This window comes from Paenibacillus sp. J31R34 (genome assembly GCF_059383715.1).
The window spans coordinates 127626-151582 of the sequence record NZ_JBXENU010000001.1 but is presented as its reverse complement, the minus strand read 5'-3'; the positions used below and the strand labels follow the sequence as shown (position 1 = coordinate 151582).

Genomic DNA, 23957 nt, shown 5'->3' with positions numbered 1-23957 from the left:
GCCATCATTTACCATCTTCTACCTAATACTAATCTCGCAGCATTCATTTAGTCAAGAGATCAATTCGGGATCAGGGCGCTGCTGATTTTCAGAAGGGCTTCTTCGAGGGTGATCTCTTCGTCCACCATCTCGTCCAAAATCTGCTCATAGAACCCTTCGTCAAAATTCGGCCCCTCCACCGCCCAGCATCTCTCACGGGCAAACGGATAGGTCGGTAGCGAGAGGCGGCGCGGTCTCTCCGTGCCATACAAAGAACCGTACTCCACACGCAGACCCTTGACCCAGAGGTCGGCCAGCTTGGCAAGCTGGCCGCTCTCCCACCATTTCGTCACGAGCTCCTGCATATCTTGATCCGCCGCGAACGACAGCGAGCTGTCCGTCGCGCCTTTGACCTGACCGCGGAAGACCGCGCCAAGCGCCGGATGGCCTTGCAGATAAGCGGACAGCTTCTGCTGCAGGTCCTGTGCGGAGGTTGCCACCACGGCGAGCCGCTCTTCCATCACTTCGCGCCCCACCTGCAAGGTATAGGCCGCATCGGCGATCGTGTCATCCGTCACGACCTGTCTGTCGATCGCCGCCTGCAGGCGCAGCACCTGCTCGTGCAGGCTCTGCTCGTCTTTGGCGGACAGCACGAGCAGAGCCGGACGGTTCTGCTCGATACGGGCAGCCGCTCGCGGTGCTACCTCCGGCACATGCTCCTCGATCACAAGATGCGCATTGGAACCTCCCGCTCCGAACGAGGAGATGCCAGCGATGCGCGGAACCTCGCGAAGCTCGCCGTCCACCTCCAGCAGCGGCCGCTTCCACTCCTCCAGTTCCCGCTGCACGACGAACGGCGTCCGATTAAAGTCGATGTTCGGGTTCAGCACGTCTGCATGCAGAGACGGCACTAGCTGGCGATGCTTCATCTGCAGCAGCACTTTGGTCAGGCCCGCGATGCCAGCCGCACTCTCGCAGTGGCCGATGTTCGATTTGACTGATCCGATCGCGCAGAATTGCGTGTCTGCCGTGTCTTCTTGGAAGACTCTCATCAATCCGGCGATCTCGATCGGGTCGCCGAGCGCCGTTCCCGTGCCGTGCGCTTCCAAGTAAGAGAGGGAGCGCGGGTGAATGCCGGCCTTTTTGAACGCGCGTCCGATCACGCGAGCTTGCAGATTCGGATTCGGGACGGAGTAGCCATTGGTCTTGCCGCCGTGATTGACCGCCGTCCCCTTGATCACGCCGTAGATCTGGTCGCCGTCCTCTAGCGCCTTGGCGAACGGTTTGAGCAGCACAGCGCCGACGCCTTCACCCGGCACGTACCCGTCGCCTCCTTCACCAAAGCTCTCACAGCGCCCTTTGCTCGACGCGAACTTGCCTTGGCCGAGCATCAGGTACTTGTTCGGATGCAAGGACAGGTTGACCCCGCCGGCCACGGCCAGCTCGCAGTCGCCTTGCTCCAGACTCTGGCAGGCCAGATGAATCGCCGTGAGCGACGAGGAGCACATCGTATCGACCGCAAGGCTCGGCCCGTGCAAGTTGAAGAAATAGGACACGCGGTTGGCAATCGACGACGGGTTGCCCGACAAAGCCATCGGACGGCCCCGCAGCGTCTCCTCCGCTCCGTAGAGCTGATACTCCGAGTACATCACCCCGACGTAGACCCCGACATTGCGCTCCTCGCCCGATTCCCCGCCTGACACGAGCGTGTCGCGAGTGTAGCCCGCATCTTCCATCGCCTCATACACGGACAGCAGGAACAGGCGCTCTTGCGGGTCCATGATCTCAGCTTCCCGAGGTGCAATGTTGAAGAACAGCGGGTCGAACTTGTCGACATCGCGCACGAACCCGCCCCACTTACTGTACGTCTTGCCACGCTGGCTGGGATCCGTGTCATAATACGGGCTGTGATCCCAGCGCTCCTTTGGAATCTCGGTGATTGAGTCCCGACCCTCGCGCAAGTTGTTCCAGAATGCCTCCAGATCATCCGCCTGCGGGTAGCGCCCAGACAGGCCGATGATCGCGATGTCGAGCGCGCCGCTCTGTTTGGTCGGCTCCTTGACCGCAGCGCGAACCGGTGCGACGACCTTCCGCACAGGCGCTGCCACCGAAACCGATGCAGGCTCTGCCGGTCGCTCCTCGACCCCGAGCAGGTCGATCAGATGGGCAAGGTGATTTTTCAAAAAGTACCCGGTCAGATCGCGAATGTTCTGGTACTCGAAGAACAGCGTCTTCGGCAACCCACCGAACGTTTTTTCCAATTGACGGGTCAGCTGCATCACCATGATCGAGTCGATGCCGTACACTTCCAGCGGCCTAGACGCTTCGATGCTCTCAGCCGGAACTCCCAGGACGGAGGACAGCTGCTTTTTGAAAAAATCGGCCGCTGCGCTCGCCAGAACCGCCTCTTCCTTGGCAGTCGGGATCGGAGCTGCGAGAACCTGCTTGTCGGTCTCACCTGTCAGCAGGTCGATCACCTGCTGAATCGTCGGCAGTTCGGAGAAGGTGCTCGACTTCAGATCCAGGCCGAACTCCTCATTGAGACGATCGGCCAGCTCATTCATCAGAAACGCATCGATCCCGTAGTCCAACCACTCGGCCTCGGCATCCAGTTCATCAGGTCTGACCTGCAGCAAGTCCGAGGCGATCTGCAGCACTCTCGCTTGCACATGGCCAGCCACGCTGTGAACCGGACGGGCAGCAGGGGCAGGGAACAGCGGGTGCAGCTTCTCCGTGATCCGGGCGAGGTCGCCCTGCACCACCATCACCTGATCGCACCCGATGGCCAAGCCCTGATAGAGAGCCCGAATCCCGTTCCGGCTCTCCAGCGAGATCAAACCCGTATGCTCTCTCATCCATTGCTCCGTCTCTGCATCCACCTGCATTCCGCCGTCTTGCCAGAGCGGCCAGTCGATCGCAAGCGTGCGGCCTTGGCGTTGCCCGCGAGCGACCAGACGATTGCGCTCGGCAGCATAAGCATCCAAGAATCCGTTGGCCGCCGCATAATCGGCCTGCCCCGGATTGCCGAGGCAGCCGGCCACAGCGGAGAACAGCACGAAGAAGTCCAGCGGCAGCCCAATGCTCGAACGGTCGAGGTGGACCAAACCGCTCACTTTGGGAGCCAGCACCTCCTGCATCTCCTGCCCGGTCTTGCGGATGATGAAGTTGTCGCGGATCACGCCAGCTCCGTGCAGGATGCCTTGGAGGGTGCCATAGCGCGCCCGGATCTCCTCAAACAGTCCAGCGACCGCCTCTTCCCGCGTCACATCGACCTGTTGGTACTCGATGTGTGCGCCGAGATCCTTAAGCTCCCGCAGAGCCGCTTGCTGCTGTAGGCCCAAGGGGGAGCGGCCGGTGAGGATCAGTCGCGGAGCCTTGACTTGGCTTGCGATCTCTTGGGCAAAAATCAGGCCGAGTCCTCCCGCACCGCCGGTCAGAAGGTAGACGCCGCCATCGCGCCACGGGATGTGTAACGCCTGCTGCGAGACTTCCGCCACATCCCAAGAAGCGACCCAGCGCTGCCCGTATCGGTAGCGGATGCGGTCATCTTGCAGGGAATGGCGATTTTCCAAAAGCTTGTGTTCCAATCCTGCCGTGTCCTCGACCTCGATAAGCTGCGTGATCAGGTTCGGGTTCTCGCGGCGGGCGCTGCGAAGCAGCCCGGCAAGGCCGCTGAAGACCTGACCTTCTCCGTCGGCAGGCACCACGACTTGCACCAGCGCCTTGCCCTGTGGCTTGCTGCGCAGAAGGGTCTGAATCTCTTCGAACACGCGCACCGCATACGCTTGGTAGCGCTCGGCGATGTCCTGACGATCCGACTGCAGCGCCACGACCTGTCCACCGAGCACGAGAGGTGCCGTCAGCTCGCAGAGCAGCACCAGATGCTGCGACAGGGCAGGAAGGGCCGTCTTCTGCGCGATGCCCTGCTGCTTCCAGCTCGGCTGCAGCAAGTGCGCTCCCTGCGTGCGCCCCCCTGCTCCCTCTTCCAGCACGCGCGAGGTGTAGCCTTTCAAGCGCACGCGCACCTGACCATTTTCGTCACACGCGTCCACGTCGAACTTTTGCACCTTGTCTTCCGCTCTGCTGCCTTCGCTGCGGCGCACCACGGCCCACATCGAGGGCGTGCACGGACCGTAGATCTCGACTTCCTCAAATGCGAAGGGCACAAACGGCTTGAATGACGCAGTGCCGAGCATCAGGCCGATCACGGCCTGCAGCGCCGCGTCCATGAGGCTCGGGTGCAGAACGTAGCGGCTCTTTGTGTCAGCCACGCAATCGGGCAGCGACAACTTCGCCAGCACCTGCCCCGTTCCGATCGACAGGCTCTCGATCCCTTGGTGTGCCGTCCCGTAGTCCAGCCCGGCTTGGCGGAAGAGCTCGTACAGCTCGGAAGCGCTGATTCGGTTCTGCGAGCAGGCCGTCTGCAGAGTAGCGAGATCGACGGCAGGAGCATCTGCCTTACCCAAGCGTCTCGCCCGGCCTTGGCTGTGTACGACAGCCCCCCGCCCGTCTCTGACTTCAAAGGAAATCTCCTCGGCCTCTTCCGCCCGCAGCCCGACCTGAACCTCAACCGGCCCGTTCCCTACGAGGATCGGACTTGCGAAGCCCACATGCTGCAAGCGCCATGCGCTGCCTTCTTCGTTCGCTCCTGCCGCCAGCTCAAGAGCTGCGCGGACCATTTCGAGATGGGCCACGCCTGGCAGAATCCGCTGTCCGTTGATCACATGATCGGCAAGGAAGAACTCTTTTCCTGTAAAAACAGACGCATAGCGCTGCTCTTTCAGCACCGAAATGTTTTCGTGCAGCAACGGATGGAGGATGCGGGAGTTTGTGCCGCCCGCCTTCGCGACAGACTGCGCCGAACCCTCCGGCTTCCAATACCGCTCCTTGGCAAACGGATATGTCGGCAGCGGGATGCGCGCATAGGGCAGCCCTTCAAACAGGCGTCCGTACTCCAGCGCATAGCCTTGTGCATACAGATCGGCCACGGCCGCGAGCTGTTCGAGCAGGTCTGCCCCTTGGGCAGCATGGCGACAGTTTTCGATGCACTGGTTGCCGTAGCGTTTGAGCGACGGCTGTTCCCGAAGTTCGTTCTCAAGCAATTCGCCGTGATGCACACCAGCGACTTTTCCCGTCTCCAGCCATTTTTGCAGCGACTTGACCAGTTCCGGCACATCGCACACCACGCAGGCCAAGCGGTGAGACAGATGCTTGCGTCCGACGAGCAAGGTGTAGCTGATGTTGCCGCAGTCCGCATTCGGTTCCTGCTCGCAGAAGGCGATCAGATTCTGCACCTGCTTGCGCAGCTGTTCGGCGGTGCGAGCGGACAGCACGATCAGATGCCCCGCTCTGTCAATCGGCTTCCGAACGGTCTGCGGCGCTTCCTCGATCACCATATGCGCGTTGGTGCCGCTGAACCCGAAGGCGCTGATCGCCGCGCGGCGCTTGCTCCCCGGCTCGATGCTCCAGTCCCGCAGCTTGGTGTTCACATAGAACGGGCTGCCTTGATGCTCGATGTCTGCATTCCACGCACCAAAATGAAGCGAGGGCGGCAGTTGTTTATGTTCCAGCGCAAGCAGGATTTTGAGCACCCCGGCGACCCCGGCCGCCGCAGCTGCGTGTCCGATGTTCGTTTTGATCGAACCGATCGCGCAGTATTCCTTACGATCCGTGTAGGCGCGGAAGGCGCGGGTCAAAGCGTCGAACTCGATGGGATCGCCGAGCTTCGTTCCGGTGCCATGCGCTTCGACCAGTTGAATCTGCTCCGGGTTGATCCCATGCGTCTCATAGACTTCGCGCTCTAGGCGCTCTTGCGAATTGGCGCTGGGAGCGGTGATTCCGTTCGTCGTGCCGTCCTGGTTGAGCGCTGAGCCTCGAATCACGCCATAGATATGATCTCGGTCGGCGAGCGCGTCTTTCAGTCGTTTGAGGACGACGACCCCCACGCCTTCTCCAGGCACGAATCCGTTCGCCTGGTGATCGAACGTGTGACAGCGCCCCGTCGCCGAGAGCATGCTCGCACGCTCTGCCGTCAAGTAGAAACGAGGCGTGCTCTGGATGAAAACGCCGCCGGCCAGCGCCATGTCCGTCTCCCCTGACCGCAACCCTTGGCAAGCCAAGTGGATGGAGACGAGCGAACTCGAACAAGCCGTGTCGACCGCGACCGCTGGTCCTTGAAGGTCTAGGAAATACGAGATGCGCGCCGGAATCACAGAGGCGGCGTTGCCCCACATCGCTTGTGCTGGTGCCTGTTCAACCATCGACTGCTGGTAGTCGCCTCCGTTGATCCCGACATACACCCCGCAGGAGGCTCCTTTGACCGCGTCGCCGGCATAACCGGCCACTTCGAGCGCTTTCCAAGACTCTTCGAGGAAAATGCGCTGCTGTGGGTCCATGTACGTCGCTTCAACGCCCGAGATGTGGAAGAACAGCGGATCGAAGTGGTCGATGTCATCGAGGAAGCCGCCTTCGTTGCAAATACGTGCTCCCTCCGCATGATAAGAGCGAAGATCCCATCGCGTCACCGGGACAACGAGATCGTCTCCGTTCGCCAGATGCTCCCACAACTCGCCCAAGTCACCCGACTTCGAAAAACGCCCGCTCATGCCGATGATCGCAATCGCATCAAGATCTCCGCCTTGTTTGGAGATCTTTTTCCCCGCATCGTCTCGACCGTCAACTCGACCGCCTTCTCGAGCACTTTCTCGAGCGCCTTGCTGAACGTCAGCTTGAGCTCTTGCCGTTTGTACCAATGTTGCTGCCGATGCAATTGTAGGGTCATTTGCGATTGCAGTCGCTGAGGTCGTCGCCGATTTTTGAGGCTTGGCGGGAGCGAACGCTGTGGCAAGCGCTTCTTTGTATTGCCGGAGCATGTAGGAAGCGAGTTGGTTGACCGAGCTGTAATCGAACAGGTTCGTCGTCTTCAACCCGACCGGCAGCTTGTCGTTCAGCGCCTGCACCAGATGAACACCCGTGATCGAATCCAGACCGTAATCGGCAAACGACTTGTCGGAATCAATCCGATCCCTATCCACTTTTAACGAAGAGAAGAGCTGGTCCTTGATCGCCTTCTTCACCCGCTCCTCGATCAGCGCTTCCGTCACCTCGAATGCCGAAGCCTCTCCCGCTTCTCTCGACACAACGTGGGTCTCCGTTTTCGGCCACTTCGCTGCGGTTAAGGCCACCGTCGGCCCTTGCCCCTGTTTCTGTCGCACCACCCCGTCGCTTTCCGCCACGATGATCTGCTGGCCAAGATCGTGCGCCTTTTGCGCTGGATGATCGACCGCGCGGAATCCTTCCGCTTTCAGCACCGAGGACCAGGCCTCCGGAGACAAGCCCGGGCAACCCGGCATGCGCAGCTCCGCATCCTCATACCGCCACCATCCATCGAGCAGGCCAAAGGTCAGGTGTGTGAAAACCGAATTGCGGCTCATCTCATTGAGCAGCAACAGGCCGTTTTTTGCTAAAACAGCCTTGGCATTGCGCAAGGTCTGGCGAATGTTCTTGGTGGCATGTAGGCAGTTGGTCGCCAACACGAGGTCATACGCCCCCGCGTCCAGTCCCTGCCCAGCGATCGGCTCCTCCACATTGAACACTCGATAGGTCAGATACGGAGCCTTCGGAGCGTACTCCCGTTCGGCATGGAGCAAAAACGCCTTGGAGATGTCCGTGTAGCAATATTCTTCGACGTGCTGCTGATAAGGTTGTAGTTTGTCAAACACCATCGCGCTTGTCCCGCCAGTTCCGGCTCCGATCTCCAAGATGCGAATGCGCGCCGCCGGCTCGTTTTTCAAACGCTCCTGCAGATAGAGGACCACCATGTCGGCCAGCACTTCGTTGTAGCCGTCGGAGATCGCGTTGATTTTATATACGCCTTCCACCAGCTTCATCGAGGCATCAGGGAACAGGATGTCCGTCGCCGCCCGCTTGCCCGTCAGAATGTCCGGCAGTGCGCGCATCGTCGTCTCGACCAGCACGACCTGCGCCTTGAGCTCCGCTTTTTCCAGCCAGCGAGACTTTCTCGCCTCCCACTCCTGCCAGAGCGTTTCCGACGATTCGTCGAAGCTGAGATGCGCATAACGGGTTAAGAGGGCGAGGCTTTCTTCGTACCACTTGTTATATAAGTCGGTCAAGAACCCGCGAGCCGGTTTCTTGGCCGGATGCAGTCCCAGTTCGCGCAGGTGCGCCCCGAGCAGACGACAGAGGAGTTCATCCAGTTCCTCGCGATCACGGCTGCCTTCCGCCCAGACGCGAAGGAGGGTGGCGTCATCAGACACGAACTCCTTTCGGATCTGTTTTACAATGGAGGGATGCTTATGCGGATAAACGGTGATGATGTCTCCTGCTCTTGTCCCTAGATACCGAATCATGTTCTTGCCCCCTCAAGTCAGGTGATTTGCTTTCCTATGTTTTGCATAATAAAAAGCGCCCCCTTCCCGGACAGGAAGAGGAGCGCTTTTCATCTAGTTCAAAATCTTCATCAGTGCCATCTGATCCATCGGACCTGCCAGCAGCGTCTCCAGCGCCTGCATGCCCTCAGACGGCTCGATAGAGCCGATCCCCGCCTGGGTCATACGTTCCTGATAAGCCGGAGATGCGACGACCCCGACCGAGCCCCAGTAGCCCCAGTTCATCACTTTCACGGCACAAGGCCATTCCTGTGCGAGCCGGTGCGCAAACGCGTCGGTAAAGGTGCAGCCGGCCACATAGTTGCTCTGGCCTGCCGCTTTGAGAAACGCGTTCACCGATGAGAAGATCATCACGAAGTCGAGCGGTTCTTCGCCAAAAACCTGCGCCAAGCGGACGCTAACATCCACCTTGGCTGCGAACGAGGCACGGAACTGCTCCTCCTCCATGTTGGCCAGGCTGCTGTCGGCCAGCACGATCGCGGAGTGTATGATCCCATCGACCCGTCTGTAGCGAGCCTTGATCTCCTCATAGGCGTGCTCCAGCGACTGTCGATCCGTCGCATCCGCCGCGATGTAGTACGGTGCAGGCCCCAGCTTGGACAGGGAGATCCGTTTGGCTTCAATCGCGGCAACCTGCGAACGGCGGCCGATCCAGACGATCTGCGCCGCGTAAGTACGGATCATGTACTCGCTCCAGACTTCGCCGATGCCGCCGGCCCCGCCGATCACGACGTATACGCCGCCCGGCTTGTAGATCGTCTGATCCGGCTGTGGGCAACTCAGCTCCGCCAGTTGCTGGCGATGCCATTGCCGTCCTCTATAGACCCATGCATCCCCTTGCGGGTCTGCCGGGATCGTGAACAGGTCGGGCAGCGGCCATGCCTCCTCTGCGTCCAGATCGACTAGGCGAATGTTCCAGTTCGGATACTCCTTGGCCATCGAACCGATCAGGCCATACAAGCCGGCGTGAACCGGGTTGACCATCTCTTCGCGGTGCAGAGCCTGTGTCTGCGTCGTCAGCACCGTCCAGCCAAGGCTTCGAGCTCCGTACCCGAGATCGAGCACCGCTTTGATCAGGCGGAAGGCGAGCAGAACCCCTTCGTGCTGCCCGGCGATCACCGCCTCCAGCTCCAGTCCGTCAGAAGAACGGTCGGGCGCGATCCAGAAAATGTGATCGAGCGCACCGCGCGCCTGCAGCTTGCTGACGATGGCCTCCAAGCTCTCTCCCGGCTTGATGTCAAGTTCGCGCGCGTTCGGCAGATACTGCCGGATCGCTTGCTGCTGCTTCGGCGTGCCGCCTACGATGGCGATCTGATCGAGCGGGGATGGGTGCAAGGGGCCTCGCTCCAAGGGAACCGCATCCCAGACAGGAACCAGACTCACAACCTCGCCTTGCTCATCGTGCAAAAGGTTCGCTACTGCGCTTGAAGTCTGCGGTGCAAAGGAAGCCACTCCCGGATTCTCCATCAGCGGCTCCACCCAGCAGCGCTGCTTGGCGAACGGGTATGTCGGCAGGGAGATGCGTCGCGGTCTGTTTTCTTCGTAGAACCGGCTCCAGTCAAACGCCAATCCTTTGACCCACAGGTCGAGCAGCTTCGCATATTTGCGCTTGCTCACCCACGCCTCGATCGCCGCCTGTAAGTCTTCATCGGCCGCAAACAAGGACAGGGTCTCTTTGTTGCCTTTGAGCTGACCACGGTACAAGCCGTCGATACCATCCTCCCCATTCAGGAAGCCCGCCAGCATTTCCACCAACTCGCCGACGCTCGAAGCCGTCAGGGCCAACCGCTCCTCCATCGCTTCTCGTCCGACCTGCAAGGTGTAGGCAAGATCGATGAGGTCGGCTTCGGTGAACGCTTCCTCTTGCAAAACGGTCAGGAGATGCCTTGCCTGCTCGATCAGGCGCGGCTCTTCTTTGGCCGACAGCACAACGACCGCCGGGTTCTCTGCGGTGACCTTCCGCTGCAAGCGAACCTCCGCTTCGTGAACGTATTCCTCCAGCAAGAGGCAGGCATTGGAACCACCCGCGCCAAAGCTGCTTACAGTTGCTCTCCTCGGCACTTCCCGCCCGTCAATCACCGGCCGCTTCCATTCCGCCAGCTCCTGCTGGACGACGAACGGCGTGCGGTCAAAGTCGATGTGCGGGTTGAGCACAGCTGAATGCAGAGAAGGCACGAGCTGACGATGTTTCATTTGCAGCAGCACCTTCGTCAGACCGGCGATGCCCGCGGCGCTCTCCGAGTGCCCGATGTTCGATTTGACCGATCCGATCGCGCACCTCTGCCCGCCGACACGCGATTCTTGGAAGACCTTGGTGAGACCGGCGATCTCAATCGGGTCGCCCAGCGACGTTCCGGTGCCGTGCGCTTCCACATAGGAGAGCGTGCCCGGATCGATGCCGGCCTCTTTAAAGGCGCGGCCGACCACGCTCGCCTGCGCGTTCGGGTTCGGGACGGTATAGCCGTTGGTCTTGCCACCGTGGTTGATGGCAGTCGCTTTCAGCACGCCGTATATCTGGTCTCCGTCTTCCAGCGCTTTGGCCAGCGGCTTGAGCAGCACAGCGCCCACGCCTTCGCCCGGCACATATCCGTCGCCGCCTTCGCCAAAGCTCTCGCAGCGCCCTTTGCTCGACGCGAAGTTGTTCTGCCCGAGCAGCAGGTATTTGTTCGGGTGCACCGACACGTTGACACCGCCGGCAAACGCCACCTCGCACCCGCCATGCAGCAAGCTCTGACAAGCCAGATGAATCGCGGTCAAGGACGAAGAGCACATCGTGTCGACCGCCAGGCTCGGCCCGTGCAGGTTCAGGAAATAGGACACGCGATTGGCGATCGAAGACGGGTTGCCGGCCAGCGCCATCGGCTTACCGAGCAGCGTCTGCTGCGCCCCGTACAGCTGATACTCCTCATACATCACTCCGACGAACACCCCGACATTGCCGTCGAGCCCATAGGCGCTGTGCTTGGCGAGCGCATCGCGGGTGTACCCCGCATCGTCCATCGCTTCATAGACGTTTTGCAGGAACAGCCGCTCTTGCGGATCCATGAACTCCGCATCGCGAGGGGAGATGTTGAAGAACAGCGGATCGAACTTGTCCACATCTTGGAGGAAGCCACCCCACTTGCTGTTCGTTTTGCCCGGCTTGCGCTTGTCGGCGTCGTAATACGGGCTGTGATCCCAGCGATCAGCTGGAATCTCCGTGATCGAGTCCCGACCGTCGCACAGGTTTTTCCAAAACTCGCGCAGGTTCTGCGCCTCCGGGTAGCGGCCGGATACGCCGATGATCGCAATATCCAGCGGTTTTGCATCAGAAGTTGCTTCAACGGTCGGTACGTTTGCACGCACCTTTGAAGGAGCTTGTACGAAACGGCCTCTCCCTCGCTTGCTGAGCAAGGGCGCTTCCCGCTCTGCGATCGGCTCGGCTGCGGCTACCGGCTCAGCGGCTACCGGAGCCGGCTGATCTGTCGGCACCTCGACCCCGAGCAGCTTTTTCATCGGCTCCGGATAGGAGTCGATGAAGTACCCGGTCAGATCTTCGATGTTCTGATATTCGAAGAACAAGGTCTTCGGCAGCGAACCGAACGTTTTTTCCAGCTGGTTGGTCATCTGCATGACCATGATCGAATCGATGCCATAGTCCTCAAGCGGCGCATCCGCTTCGATGCGGGCCGTCGGTATCTTCAGTATGGTCGAGAGCAATTTTTTAAAAAAGAGAATCGACTTGTCCCGCAGGATCTCTTCCGACACCGAAGACGCGCTCAGCACAGAAGCCGATGCAGTTGGAACTGCCGTCTCTTGCGGCTGCTCCAACAAGGAAGCCCGCAGCTGTCTCATGTCACCGTGAAACACGACAACCTGATCCTGTTCCACCGCAAGGCTCTGATACAGCGCCTGTACGCCGCTCAAGGTCGGCATGGCGGTTATGCCTAGCTGCTCTTGCAAGGTTCGCTCCGTCTCGGCATCCAAGCGCATGCCGCCGTCCTGCCAGAGCGGCCAGTTAATCGACAGCGTGCGACCTTGGCGCTGCTTGGCTGCCACCTGCCCGTTGCGATACTGGGCATATGCATCCAAGAAGGCATTGGCCATGCTGTAGTCCGCTTGGCCCGGATTGCCGAGCACACCGGCGATCGACGAGAAGGTGACGAAGAAGTCGAGAGGCATATCGCCGCTCGCCTGATCCAGATTCACCAGACCCGCCACTTTGGGAGCCAGCACCTCGGCCAGTTCCGCTTCCGTTTTCTTCAGCATGAAGTTGTCGCGAATCACGCCGGCGCTGTGGACGAGTCCATCCAGCTTGCCGGAGTCGGCGCGGATGGCGTCAAATAGGCGCGCGACCTGTGCTCTATCGGTCACATCCACACGCTTGTACTCGATGCGAGCACCTGTCGCTTGCAGCTCCTGCATCGCGGTCTGCTGTACCGCTCCAAGAGCAGAGCGGCCGGTGAGATACAAGGTCGTGTTGCTGACTTGCTGCACGATCTCCCGAGCCACGATTAGGCCGAGACCGCCTGCGCCGCCCGTGATCAGGTACGTCCCGCCATCTTTCCACGGGATGTGCACCTCCTGCCGGGAGACCTCCGCTTCGCTCCAGCCTGCCACCCTGCGCTTGCCGTCTTGGTAGCGAACGTGACGGTCTTCCAAGCGGGCAAGATTCTCTTGCAGGCGAGCGGCCACTTCCGTCGCATCGGACGTGCGCTCCAGTTCGATCAGTTGCCCAATCAGGTTCGGATTCTCTTGCGACGCCGTTCGCAGCAGAGCGGAGAGTCCTGCGCTCAAGCGATGCTCCGGATCGGTGCCGACTGCGATCTGCACGAGCACTTGGCCTTTAGGCTTCTGCTGGAGCAGAGCTTTGATCTCTCGGAACGCTTGGGTCGCGTGCGCTTCATAACGCGCTGCCGGATCGGATGTCTCCGAGCGCAAAGTTATGCAGCGAGCGTCGTGCACGTTTGCCTCCATGTCGCAGAGGAGCACCAAGTGCTGGCTGTAGCTCGGCTGTTTTGCCGGCTCGCCGACCGGTTGCTCCGTCCAGTTCGGGAGCAGCATCAGCGTTCCTTCCCGGCCGCGCCCATCGTCCAGTTGTCGTGCGGAATAGCCCTTGATGCGAACGCGGACATCGCCTTCTGCGGAGCAGAGGTCAAGGTCAAACTTCTGCACCTTGTCCACCGGACGGCTGCCAGCACTGCGGCGCACGAGCACCCACATCTCGTCCGTGCATGAACCGAGGATGTCCACTTCCTCCAACGCGAACGGCAGAGCCGGATGCTTGATGTCGGCACCGTCGGACAGCAGGGCCAGCGTGACCTGCAAGGCCGAATCCATTAGGCTCGGATGCAGCACAAACGAGCTTTCCTGCTCAACGGAAGCCGGCAGCACAAGGCGGGCGAGCGCTCGATCCGTACCCAGATGCACGCGCTCGACGCCGCGATGTCCCGGCCCGTGGTCGATGCCAAGCGACTCAAACATCGAGTAGAACGCGGAGGCATCAAGCGTCTTCAGGGAGCACTGAGACTGCAAAGTCTTGAGGTCAAGGCTTGGCATGGCTTCAAACGACTTCCAGACCGCACGCCCTTGCGAGTGAATGACCAGTTCCTGACCTGCCTCCTCCTCGCGATAGACCTCAAACCCGATCTCGTCATCCGCTTCCGGGAACAGGCTCAGATGCACATCCAGCGGCTGCTCCCCGAGGAGGAGCGGGCTTGCCCAGATGACATGCTTCAGGCGCAGGCCGTCTCTTCCATCTTTCAGAGAAGCGGCCGCCAGTTCGACAGCTTCGCGCGCCATCTCCAGATACGCCACGCCCGGCAGCATGCGCTGGCCTTGCACGACATGGTCGGCCAAGAAGAACTCCTCCCCTGTGAAGGTCGAGGTAAATCGCTGCTCGGTCAGGTCGGACGTGTTGCGGTGAAGCAGCGGGTGAAGCGCCGTGTTCATCGCGTGCGACGAACGGCGTCCGCTGCCCGCCGTCCCCTCCTCCTTGGACATCCAGTAGCGCTCTTTGGCGAACGGATAGGTGGGCAGGCTGATGCGCTGCGGTAGGGTTTGATACAGCTCGTTCCAGTCAATGCTGCCACCAAGGACCCAGAATTCGGCGAGCTTGTCGTGCTGACGATTCTGCATCCAATCGTTTGCCTCGGATGCGATGTGGCCAAGGCTCGGCTTGTCCTTGCCGCGTCTGACCTGACCACGGTACAGCCCGGCGATGTTTTCCTGCCCTTGCACGTACGTTTCCAAACGGTCTGTCAGCTCTTGCAAGGAACGGACCACGAGGGCCATCCGCTCTTCCATCTTTTCGCGTCCCACCTGCAACGTGTAGGCCGCGTCCATTAGATTGGCATCCGTGAGGCGTCCTTCCGCCACGAAGGCGAGCAGTTGGTGGCTCTTTTCCTGCAGGCGCTCCTCATTCTTCGCCGACAGCACGACGATCACCGGCTGCTCCGGCGCCGTGCCTTTGGTCTGGCGTGCTCCGCTCGGGATATATTCCTCGATCACCAGATGCGCGTTCGAACCGCCGGCGCCAAACGACGAGATCCCTGCGATCCGCGGATATTCCAGGCGGACCCCATCCAGTTCCAGAACCGGACGCGGCCACTCTCCCAGTTCCTGCTGGACGACAAACGGCGTCTTGCCGAAGTCGATGTTCGGGTTAAGCGTCTTGGCGTGCAGGGTTGGCGCGATCTGTCCATGCATCATCTGCAGCAACACTTTGGTCACGCCTGCGATGCCTGAAGCGCTCTCGCAATGGCCGATGTTCGACTTGGCCGAGCCGATCGCGCAGAACTGCTTGTCCTCCGTGCCTTTTTCAAATGCTTTGGTCAGGCCAGTGATCTCGATCGGGTCGCCCAGCGATGTGCCGGTTCCATGCGCTTCGAGATAGGAAACCGTCCGCGGGCGAACGCCCGCCCGCTGCAGAGCGTCTGCGATGACGCGAGACTGCGCGTTCGGGTTAGGCACCGTGTATCCGTTGGTTTTGCCGCCCGCGTTTACCATGCTGCCCTTGATGACGCCATAGATATGGTCGCCGTCGGCGATCGCCTTGTGCAGCGGCTTTAGGAGGATCGCGCCGACGCCCTCTCCGTCCACAAAGCCGTCGGCCCCATCGCCGAACGCCTTGCACGCATCGGTCGCCGAGAGCATGGTCATCGCCGAGAGCCGCAGATAGTGCGCCGGATCAGAGATCAGGTTGACACCGCCTGCGATCGCACAATCGCTCGTGCCGCTGTACAAGCTCTCCAAGGCGAGATGAATCGCCGTCAAAGAGGACGAGCAAGCCGTGTCCACATTGATGCTCGGTCCTTGGAAGTTAAATAGATACGAGACGCGGTTCGCCAGCGACCAGAAGTTCGCACCCGTCGGGTAAAAAGCGTTCATGATCCCGGCGAACACCCCGACCTTGCCACTCTCCGCGAGAGTGCCTGGCGTGTACCCCGCATCTTCGATGCTCGCGTATACCGTCTCCAGGAGCAATCGCTCCTGCGGGTCCATCTTCTCCGCTTCGGCAGGGGAGATCTGGAAGAACAAAGGATCGAACTTGTCGATGTCCTTCAGGAACGCTCCCCATCGGGTGTACATCGTCCCCGCTTTTCCTTTTTCCGGGTCAAAATAGTCCTGCCAGTTCCAACGTTCTTGTGGAATCTCGCCCACGCTGCTGCGGCCCTGCTTCAGATTGTTCCAGAAGCTGTTCACATCGTCAGCGCCCGGGTAGCGCCCGGCCAGCCCGACGATCGCGATGTCCTGCAGGCGCATCGGCGGCTCTTCAGCTCTCACTTCACGGGGGACAGGTGCCTCTTCTTGCCGCTGCAGGTAGCGCTTGGAGGACGTGCGGAAGGTCAGGTTCGTGCGTGTTTGCACGGCCTGTGCAGGCACGGAAGTCTCCGTGCGCGGCGTCTGCTGCACCTCCGTCTGCCCGGCCAGCCCAAGCTTTGCGAAAAGCGCCTCGCGCTGCGTGTCGACCAGATGATCGGCCAGCGAGTCTAAGGTCTGGTATTCAAAGAACAGCGTGCTGTTGATATCCTCCCCGATCCCTTCGCGCAACGCATTGGTCAGCTGGACGACGAGGATCGAATCGATGCCATACTCCTCCAGCGATTCGGACGGGTCGATCTGGTCACTCGGAATTTTAAGCGTGTCACCGACAACATTTTGAAGGTAGGCGATGACGTTTTCACGCAGGCGTTCTTTCGTAACAGGAGCCTGCGCGACAGGCGCGACGGATGCCGGCTGCACAACCGCAATCGGTTCTGCTCTCACCGGTTCCGGCTCGAAGCCGATCGCCTTTTGCAAAGCGTCCTTGTGCGCCTTGACAAAATATTCGGCCAGCTCGCCGAGCGTCTGATATTCAAAGAACAAGGTGCTGCTGATCTCCCCAAACACCTCGCGCAGAGCATTGGTCAGCTGCACGACGAGGATCGAGTCGATGCCGTACTCCTCCAACGCTTCCGTCTCGTCGATCTTGTGTACCGGAATCTTCAGCGTGTCGCTGACGAGCTCTTTCAGATACGTCACGCTCTTCTCGCGCAGAGATTCAGGAGAAAGCGCGGCGACCGTCGCCTGCACATAGGCCGGCTTGATCGATACCGCTTGCGGTTTTGCTGCTTGTGGCTTGGTCGCCTGTTTGGCCACCGACTTGCTTTTCTTCGCCGCCTGCTTCTGGCGAACGACGCCGTCGCTCATGGAGACAACAACCTGCTGGCCGAACTCATGCGCCTGCTCTGCCGGATGGAACACGCCGGAGAAGCCTTCGCTCGCCAGCACCTTGCCCCAGACCTCCGGGAACAGGCCCGGGTTGCCCGGAATGCGCAACTCTGCATCTTCGTATAGCCACCAGCCTTCGAGCAGGCCGAACGTCAGATGCGTGAACAGCGCATTTTGCGAGATCTCGTTCAGCAAAAGGAGACCGTTCCGTCGAAGCACGGCTTTGGCGTTGCGAATCGTCTGCCGAATGTTCTTGGTCGCATGCAGAACGTTGGTCGCGATGACAAGGTCGTAGGCCCCCGCTTCAATGTCCTGTCCGGCGAGCGGTGCTTCGACGTTGAAAATCTTCGGTGCGAGATACGGATTGTCAGCCCTGTACTCACGCTCTGCATGCAGCAGAAACGCACGCGAGATGTCGGTGTAGCAGTACTCCACAATGCGATCCTGATACGGCCGCAGCTTGCGGAAAACCATCGCGCTCGTGCCTCCTGTGCCGGCGCCGACCTCCAGAATGCGCAGGGAGACGGCCGGATCGTCCGCCATCCGTTCCTGCAGATAGGTCACCACCGTGTCGGCGAGCACCTCGTTGAAGTAGTCGGAGATCTGGTTGTTCTTGTAGATCCCCTCCACCAACGCCATCGAGGAGTTCGGGAACATGATCTCCGTCGCCGGCACGCGGCCGGTAAGGATATCCGGCAAGGCGTGCAAGGTGGCCTCAACGAGCTGCACCTGGGCTTTCAGGTTCGGGTTGGTAAGCCAGTGCGGCTTGTTCGCTTCCCATTCCTGCCAGAGCACCTGTGGCGGCGTATCGAACTTGAGCGCAGGATCGCGCTCCAGAACGGCGATGCTCTCCGCCAGCCATTTGCGGTAAAATCCGCGCACCGCATTTCCGTCCTGCAATTGCAGCGCTTGCAGCTGCGCGCCGAGCAGACGAACCAGCAACTCCTCCATGTCCGTCTTGTCCAAGCTCTCGTCCGCCTTCATGCGCGCCACGCGACCGTTCTGATCCGGCAGGCGCTTTTGCAGCGACTCTGCAAGCGCAGGCAGAACGTCCGTCCCGATCTGCATCGTTTCGGTCGCGTTCACCCCTTCAATCTGCACGGCCTTGGTGGTTTTCATCAGCCCTAATTGGGCGATCGGACGCGTCAGCAGCGTCTCCAGAGCTTCCATCGCTTCCTTCGGCTCCACAAATCCGATGCCGACCTGCGATAACAGCTCCCCTTCTTTAGAATGCACGATCTCTCCGGCGTTCCAGTAGCCCCAGTTCATCACCTTCACGCGGCAAGACATCTCGTGCGCCATCTGATGGGCAAAAGCATCCATGAACGTGCAACCAGCCGCATAGTGGCTCTGGTTCGCATTTTTGATGAACGAGATGATCGAAGAGAAGAACAGGACAAAATCAAGCGGCTCGTCGCGGAACACCTGGGCCACGCGCAAAGAGACGTCCGCCTTCGCCGAGAATCCGGTGCGGAATTGCGCCTCATCCATGCGATCCAGTCCTGTGTCCTGCAACACCATCGCCGAGTGGATGATCCCGTCAATTCGGCCATATCGCTGCTTGATCTCGTCATGCGCCCGCTGGAGCGACGCGGTATCGGTCGCATCGGCGGTCACATAGTGAGGAGCCTTGCCATGCCGTCCGAGGACTTCGAGCTTGGCTCGAATGGAGGCATCCAGTTGACGGCGACCGATCCAGACGACCTGCGCCTCGTAGCGACGGATCATGTACTCGGTCCATGCTTCTCCGATCCGTCCGGCCCCACCGATCACCACATAAACGCCGCCCTGTCGGTACAGCGTGCCGTCAGCCCGCGCCGCTTGGAGCAAGACTAGCTGTTGGCGGTGCCAGGCGCCGCCTCGATAGACCCAAGAACGACCACGGCGATCCGTCGGGAGCTGCAGCAAGTCAACCAGCGGCCAGGCGCCCGCTTCGAGATCGACCAGGCGGATTTTCCAGCGCGGGTACTCCTTCGCCAGAGAGCCGACTAATCCGTGCAAGCTGGCGTGGGTCGGGTTGACCTTCTCCTGCGCGTGCAACGGTTGGGCCTGCGTCGTGAGTACCGTCCAGCCCAGCGGGCGGGATTCGTATTCCGCTTGCAAAAGAGCTTTGACCGTGCGGAAGAGCAGCAGCACGCCTTCTTCCTGCTCGCGGACCAGCGCCTCGTTCGTCACCGAGGAGAGAGCGCGCTCCGGAGCGATCCAGAAAATGTGGTCGAAGCTGCCCAGGCTCTGAAGCTTGTCCCCGATCTCTGCGATGGAATCGCTCGCCTGCAGGTCGAGCGATTCCACGTTTGAAAGGTGTAAGCACACGGAACGCTGCTGCTCCGAAGTGCCTCCGACCACCAGCACGCGATCGGCAGAAGCCGGGAAAGACGGCACGCGTTCCGGCGTGACGACATCCCATACCGGTGCCAAGGTCAAGTTGCCGACCAGCGGGTCGTTTTTGCCCTCCTGCCCGGACGGCGTTTTCGCATCCAGCTCACGGTACGTGAAGCCTTTGATTCGAACCGAAACGCGGCCTGCCTCGTCGCACAGATCGATGTCGAGCTTTTCCACCGCGCCGCCTGCTTGGCTGCCTTCGCTGTGGCGGAGCACCGCCCACATCTCAGAGGTGCAGGCTTGGTAGACCTCCAGCTTTTGCAGCACGAACGGCAAAATCGGGTTCGGCGAGAGGTCTCCGCGCGCGCCGAGCAGGAAGCCGACCGACGCCTGCAGTGCAGAATCCATCAGGCTCGGATGCAGAACATACCGGCTGGCGGACGCTGACAGCGCGGACGGCAGAGACAGTCGAGCCAGCACGAGACCTGCGCCGACGTAGAGCTCTTGAATGCCGCGATGACCTTCCCCGTACTCGATGCCCATCGACGAGAAGGCTTCATAGCAGGCTGCCGAAGTCAGCACCTGCGAGGACGCTTGCTTCTGGAACGAGGCAAGATCGACCGTCGGAGGAGCCGTGACAGAAGCGAGCAGCGCGCGGCCTTCGCCATGCACCACCGGCTCGGAGTCCTGCCCCACGGTGTATATCTCATACGCGACCTCGCCGTTCTCTTCCGGGAACAGTCCGATGTGCACCTGCACAGGCTGCTCTCCTACCGTGATCGGGCGAACCCATGCGACATTCTGCAGTTGCACCTCGCTCGGCCCTTCAACCAGCCCGCCGGCTGCATGCTCGACTGCGGCCCGCGCCATCTCCAGATAAGCCACGCCCGGCAGGACGCAATTGCCTTGCACCCGATGATCGCTCAGGAAGAACTCCTCGCCGGTAAAGGTCGATGAGAAACGCTGTTCGGCAAAATCGGACGTGTTCTGATGCAGCAGCGGATGAAGCACGCTCTGCACGCACGCCGTTTCAGCCGCGACCTGTTCCGTCGCTCTGTTTGCAGCCTTGAGAACCCAATAGCGCTCCTTGGCAAACGGGTAAGTCGGCAGGCTGATGCGCCGCGGACGCCCTTGACGGTAGAGGCGATTCCAGTCTATCTCCACGCCTTTGACCCAGAGGTCTGCCAGCTTGTCATACTTGCCTTTGGCGAACCATCGGTTCAGGAGTTCCCGCGAGTCCTCGTCTGCGCTGAAGAGCGCAACCGTCTCTTTGTTCTGCTTGACGGAGCCGCGATGCACGCCCGCCTGCCCGTCCTGGTCTGCCAGATACGCTTCGAGCTTTTGCTTCAGCTCCGAGAGGTCGCGGACGACAAAGGCCACGCGCTCCTCCATCGCCTCCCGACCGACTTGCAGCGTGTACGCGAGGTCGATCAGGTTAAGGCGTTGAAGAGCCTCCGCAGCCGGGGGGTCAGACTCTAGATGCAGGCCAGCCGCCACCGTTTCCCGTACCGCTCCCTCAAGCCCTGCCACGTGGGCCACCGCCGCCGCGATCGACTCTTGCTCCAGCAGTTCTTTAGGATCGACCTCCAGTTGGAAATCCGCTTGCAGACGCTCGCTCAGCTGGGCGAGGTGAATCGGTTCGATGCCATATTCGCTCCACTCGACATCCGCTTCCACTGCGTCTGCCTTCACGTGGATCAGCTCCGCGAGCATCTCCCGCATCACCGCTTCCAAACGCAGTTCAATCCCTTGCGCTTGCACAGGCTCAACAGCCTGCACAGCCACCCGCACCGGATTCTGACGTTGCGCCTCCTCGTTCTTGTTCAGAGCCGCCAGCAAGCGGTCCGCATAGGCGACCAGGCGCTCTTTGTTCTTCGCGGACAGAGGAATCAGCGCGGCACCCTGCCCTTCCGTACTCGTTACCGCTTGCGGCGGGATGTATTCCTCCAAGATCACGTGCGCGTTCGATCCGTACGCCCCGAACGAGCTCAGCCCGGCACGGCGAGGGTATTCGACCCGCTCACCGTTTTCGATATGCGTCGGACGCTGCCACTCTTCGGTCTTGTGCTGGACGTAAAAAGGCGAATTTTCCAGATCGATATAATGGTTGAGCTCCGCCGAATGCAGCGACGGCACGAGCTTTTTGTGATGAAGCTGCAGGGCGACTTTGTGCAGACCGCTGATGCCGGCCGCCGATTCGCTGTGGCCGATGTTGGACTTGACCGACCCGATCGAGCAGTATTGCTTGTCCGGCGTGAAGTTTCGGAACGCCTTGACCAGCCCTTGGATCTCGATCGGGTCGCCGAGCGACGTCCCGGTGCCGTGCGCTTCCATATACGAGATCGTGCGCGGATCGACACCCGTTTTTTCCAAACATGTCTGAATCATGTCCGCTTGGGCCACCGGGCTCGGGACGGTGATCCCGCTCACCGCGCCCACGTGGTTGGTCGTGCTTCCTTTGACCACCGCATAGATGTGGTCGTTGTCCGCAATCGCCTTGCTCAGCGGCTTGAGCAGCACCGCGCCGATGCCTTCGCCCGACACATACCCGTCGCCGCCCTTGCCGAACGTGTGGCAGTACCCGTCGCTGGAATGCATGTCCATCATGCCATACGTCATGTACTTGTTCGGATGCAGCGACAGGTTCACCCCGCCGGCCAGCGCCACTTCACACTCGCCGCGCTTGATGCTCTCCAGCGCCAGATGCACGGCGATCAGCGAAGACGAGCAGACGGTGTCGATCGCCATGCTCGGTCCGTGAAAATTGCAAAAATACGACACGCGGTTCGCGATCGATGCATAGCTGAGCGACAAAGGCTGCGGCTGTCCGTCGCGCACCGCTTCGGCTTGAATCAGCGTGTAGTCCTTGTGCATCACCCCGACGAACACGCCGACGTTGCGGCGCTTGTTCGGCCCTTTTGGCGTCACCACCGTCTTCGGGGTGTAGCCGGCGTCTTCCACCGCTTCCCAGCACGTCTCCAGGAACAAGCGCTCCTGCGGGTCGATCGTCTCCGCCTCCCGTGGCGAGATGCGGAAGAATTGCGGGTCGAAGCGGTCCGGATCATGGATAAAACCGCCCCACCGCGACATCGGCTTGCCGGATGGAGACTTGACGCCCTCCAGCCGCTCCCGCTCCCAGCGCGACTCCGGAACCTCCGTGATGCAGTCTTTGCCAGCCAGAAGATTCTCCCAGAACTCGTGAAGGTCGCGCGATTGCGGATACTTGCCGGACATCCCGATGATCGCGATGTCCTCTCCAGCATCCGGCACGCCATAGCTGCCGGTCTCCGGGAGTTCGCGCTCAGCTTCGTACAGCTCGTCCGTCGGCTCGCTCCACTCTGCCTCTGCCTGATTCGCTCCGCTTGCACCGCCGCCGAAGCGATCCGCATGATGCTCAGCGAGGTACTCGGCCAGTTCCGTGATCGTCGTGTACTCGAACAACAGCGTCGGCATGAGCTGCGTTTCGAGCTTGCTGCCGATCGCCGTCACGACTTCCAGCAGCATCGACGAGTCGAGGCCGATCTCGTAGTACCCGACATCTGTCGCCACTTGCTCTTCCGGTTTGCCCAGACTTTCGGCGATCAACCGGCGCAGGAATGAGGACGCCTCCTCGACCGCCGAACCGCCTCCAGACGCATACGCAGAAGGTGCGACCGGTGCGGAAGGTCGGGGCTGTGGTTTTGGCTTCGGCTTTTCTTGCACGGTGGCCTCCGCCTTGCGGGCCGGATTGATCAGCCCTGCCCCGCGCACCAGCTTGCCCTTGTAATTGAGCAGCTCCGCGATCTTCTTTCCGTTCGTGTCAAAAAACTCCATCGTCAGAAAATTGAGCTCTTTCTTCCGCTCAACCGGCTTGGCGATACGCGTCCAGCACTCCGTTCCGAGCAGAGCGGCGGCGCGAAATTTTTCATAAAACAGCGGCAGGAACAGCCGCTGCTCCTCCTCGTTCGTGTTGTCGAACAAGACACCGGTGCCAACGCCGCTGCCATCGATCAGCGTCGGGTGGAACATGAAGCCCTCCGCACTGCGGCGCGCCTCGTCCCCCAGCGCGATCTCAATGTAAGACGCCCCGTTCTCGCCCTCATAGACCACGCCGTCCGCCAGCATGAACCCGGTATGCACGAGCTCTTGGTGGCGACACTGCGCGTAAAACGAATCAAGCGATACCGAGCGCGCGGCCGTCTGCTTAATCTGGCTGATATCAAGAACCTCGTCGAACGTCAGCGGATCGCACAGATGCATCTCCGCCGTGATGTGCAACTTGCGCTCCGGGGACAAGACCCCCTTGCGCTGCTCCTGCCCTTCCACGCGAATCTGCCAGCGGCCGGCTTCCGTCTCGTCACACTGAACGCGGAGCAGGACGTTCAGATCCTGCTCCACGACCAGCGGGTTATAAATGGAAAGATTAAGAAGCTCCAGCCGTGCGAAATCATAGCCCCGCTCTCGATACAGCTGATAGAGCAGATCGATGTACGCAAATCCCGGAAACAGCTCTTGACCGTAGGCCTTGTGATGCTTGACGACCGGATGATCCTTGCCGATTATAATTTGATCTTCCAT

Annotated in this window: 1 protein-coding gene and 1 pseudogene; both read right to left on the bottom strand. The window is 60.6% G+C overall.

Annotated features, from left to right (window positions below; translation table 11 throughout):
- Nucleotides 1-59 precede the first annotated feature (59 nt).
- Complete coding sequence (locus tag AC50YG_RS00635; protein ID WP_494824017.1) at nucleotides 60-8348, bottom strand: SDR family NAD(P)-dependent oxidoreductase; 8289 nt, start codon at nucleotides 8346-8348, stop codon at nucleotides 60-62.
- Nucleotides 8349-8444: 96 nt separating this feature from the next.
- Nucleotides 8445-23957, bottom strand: a pseudogene (locus AC50YG_RS00630) (SDR family NAD(P)-dependent oxidoreductase); the annotation flags it as partial.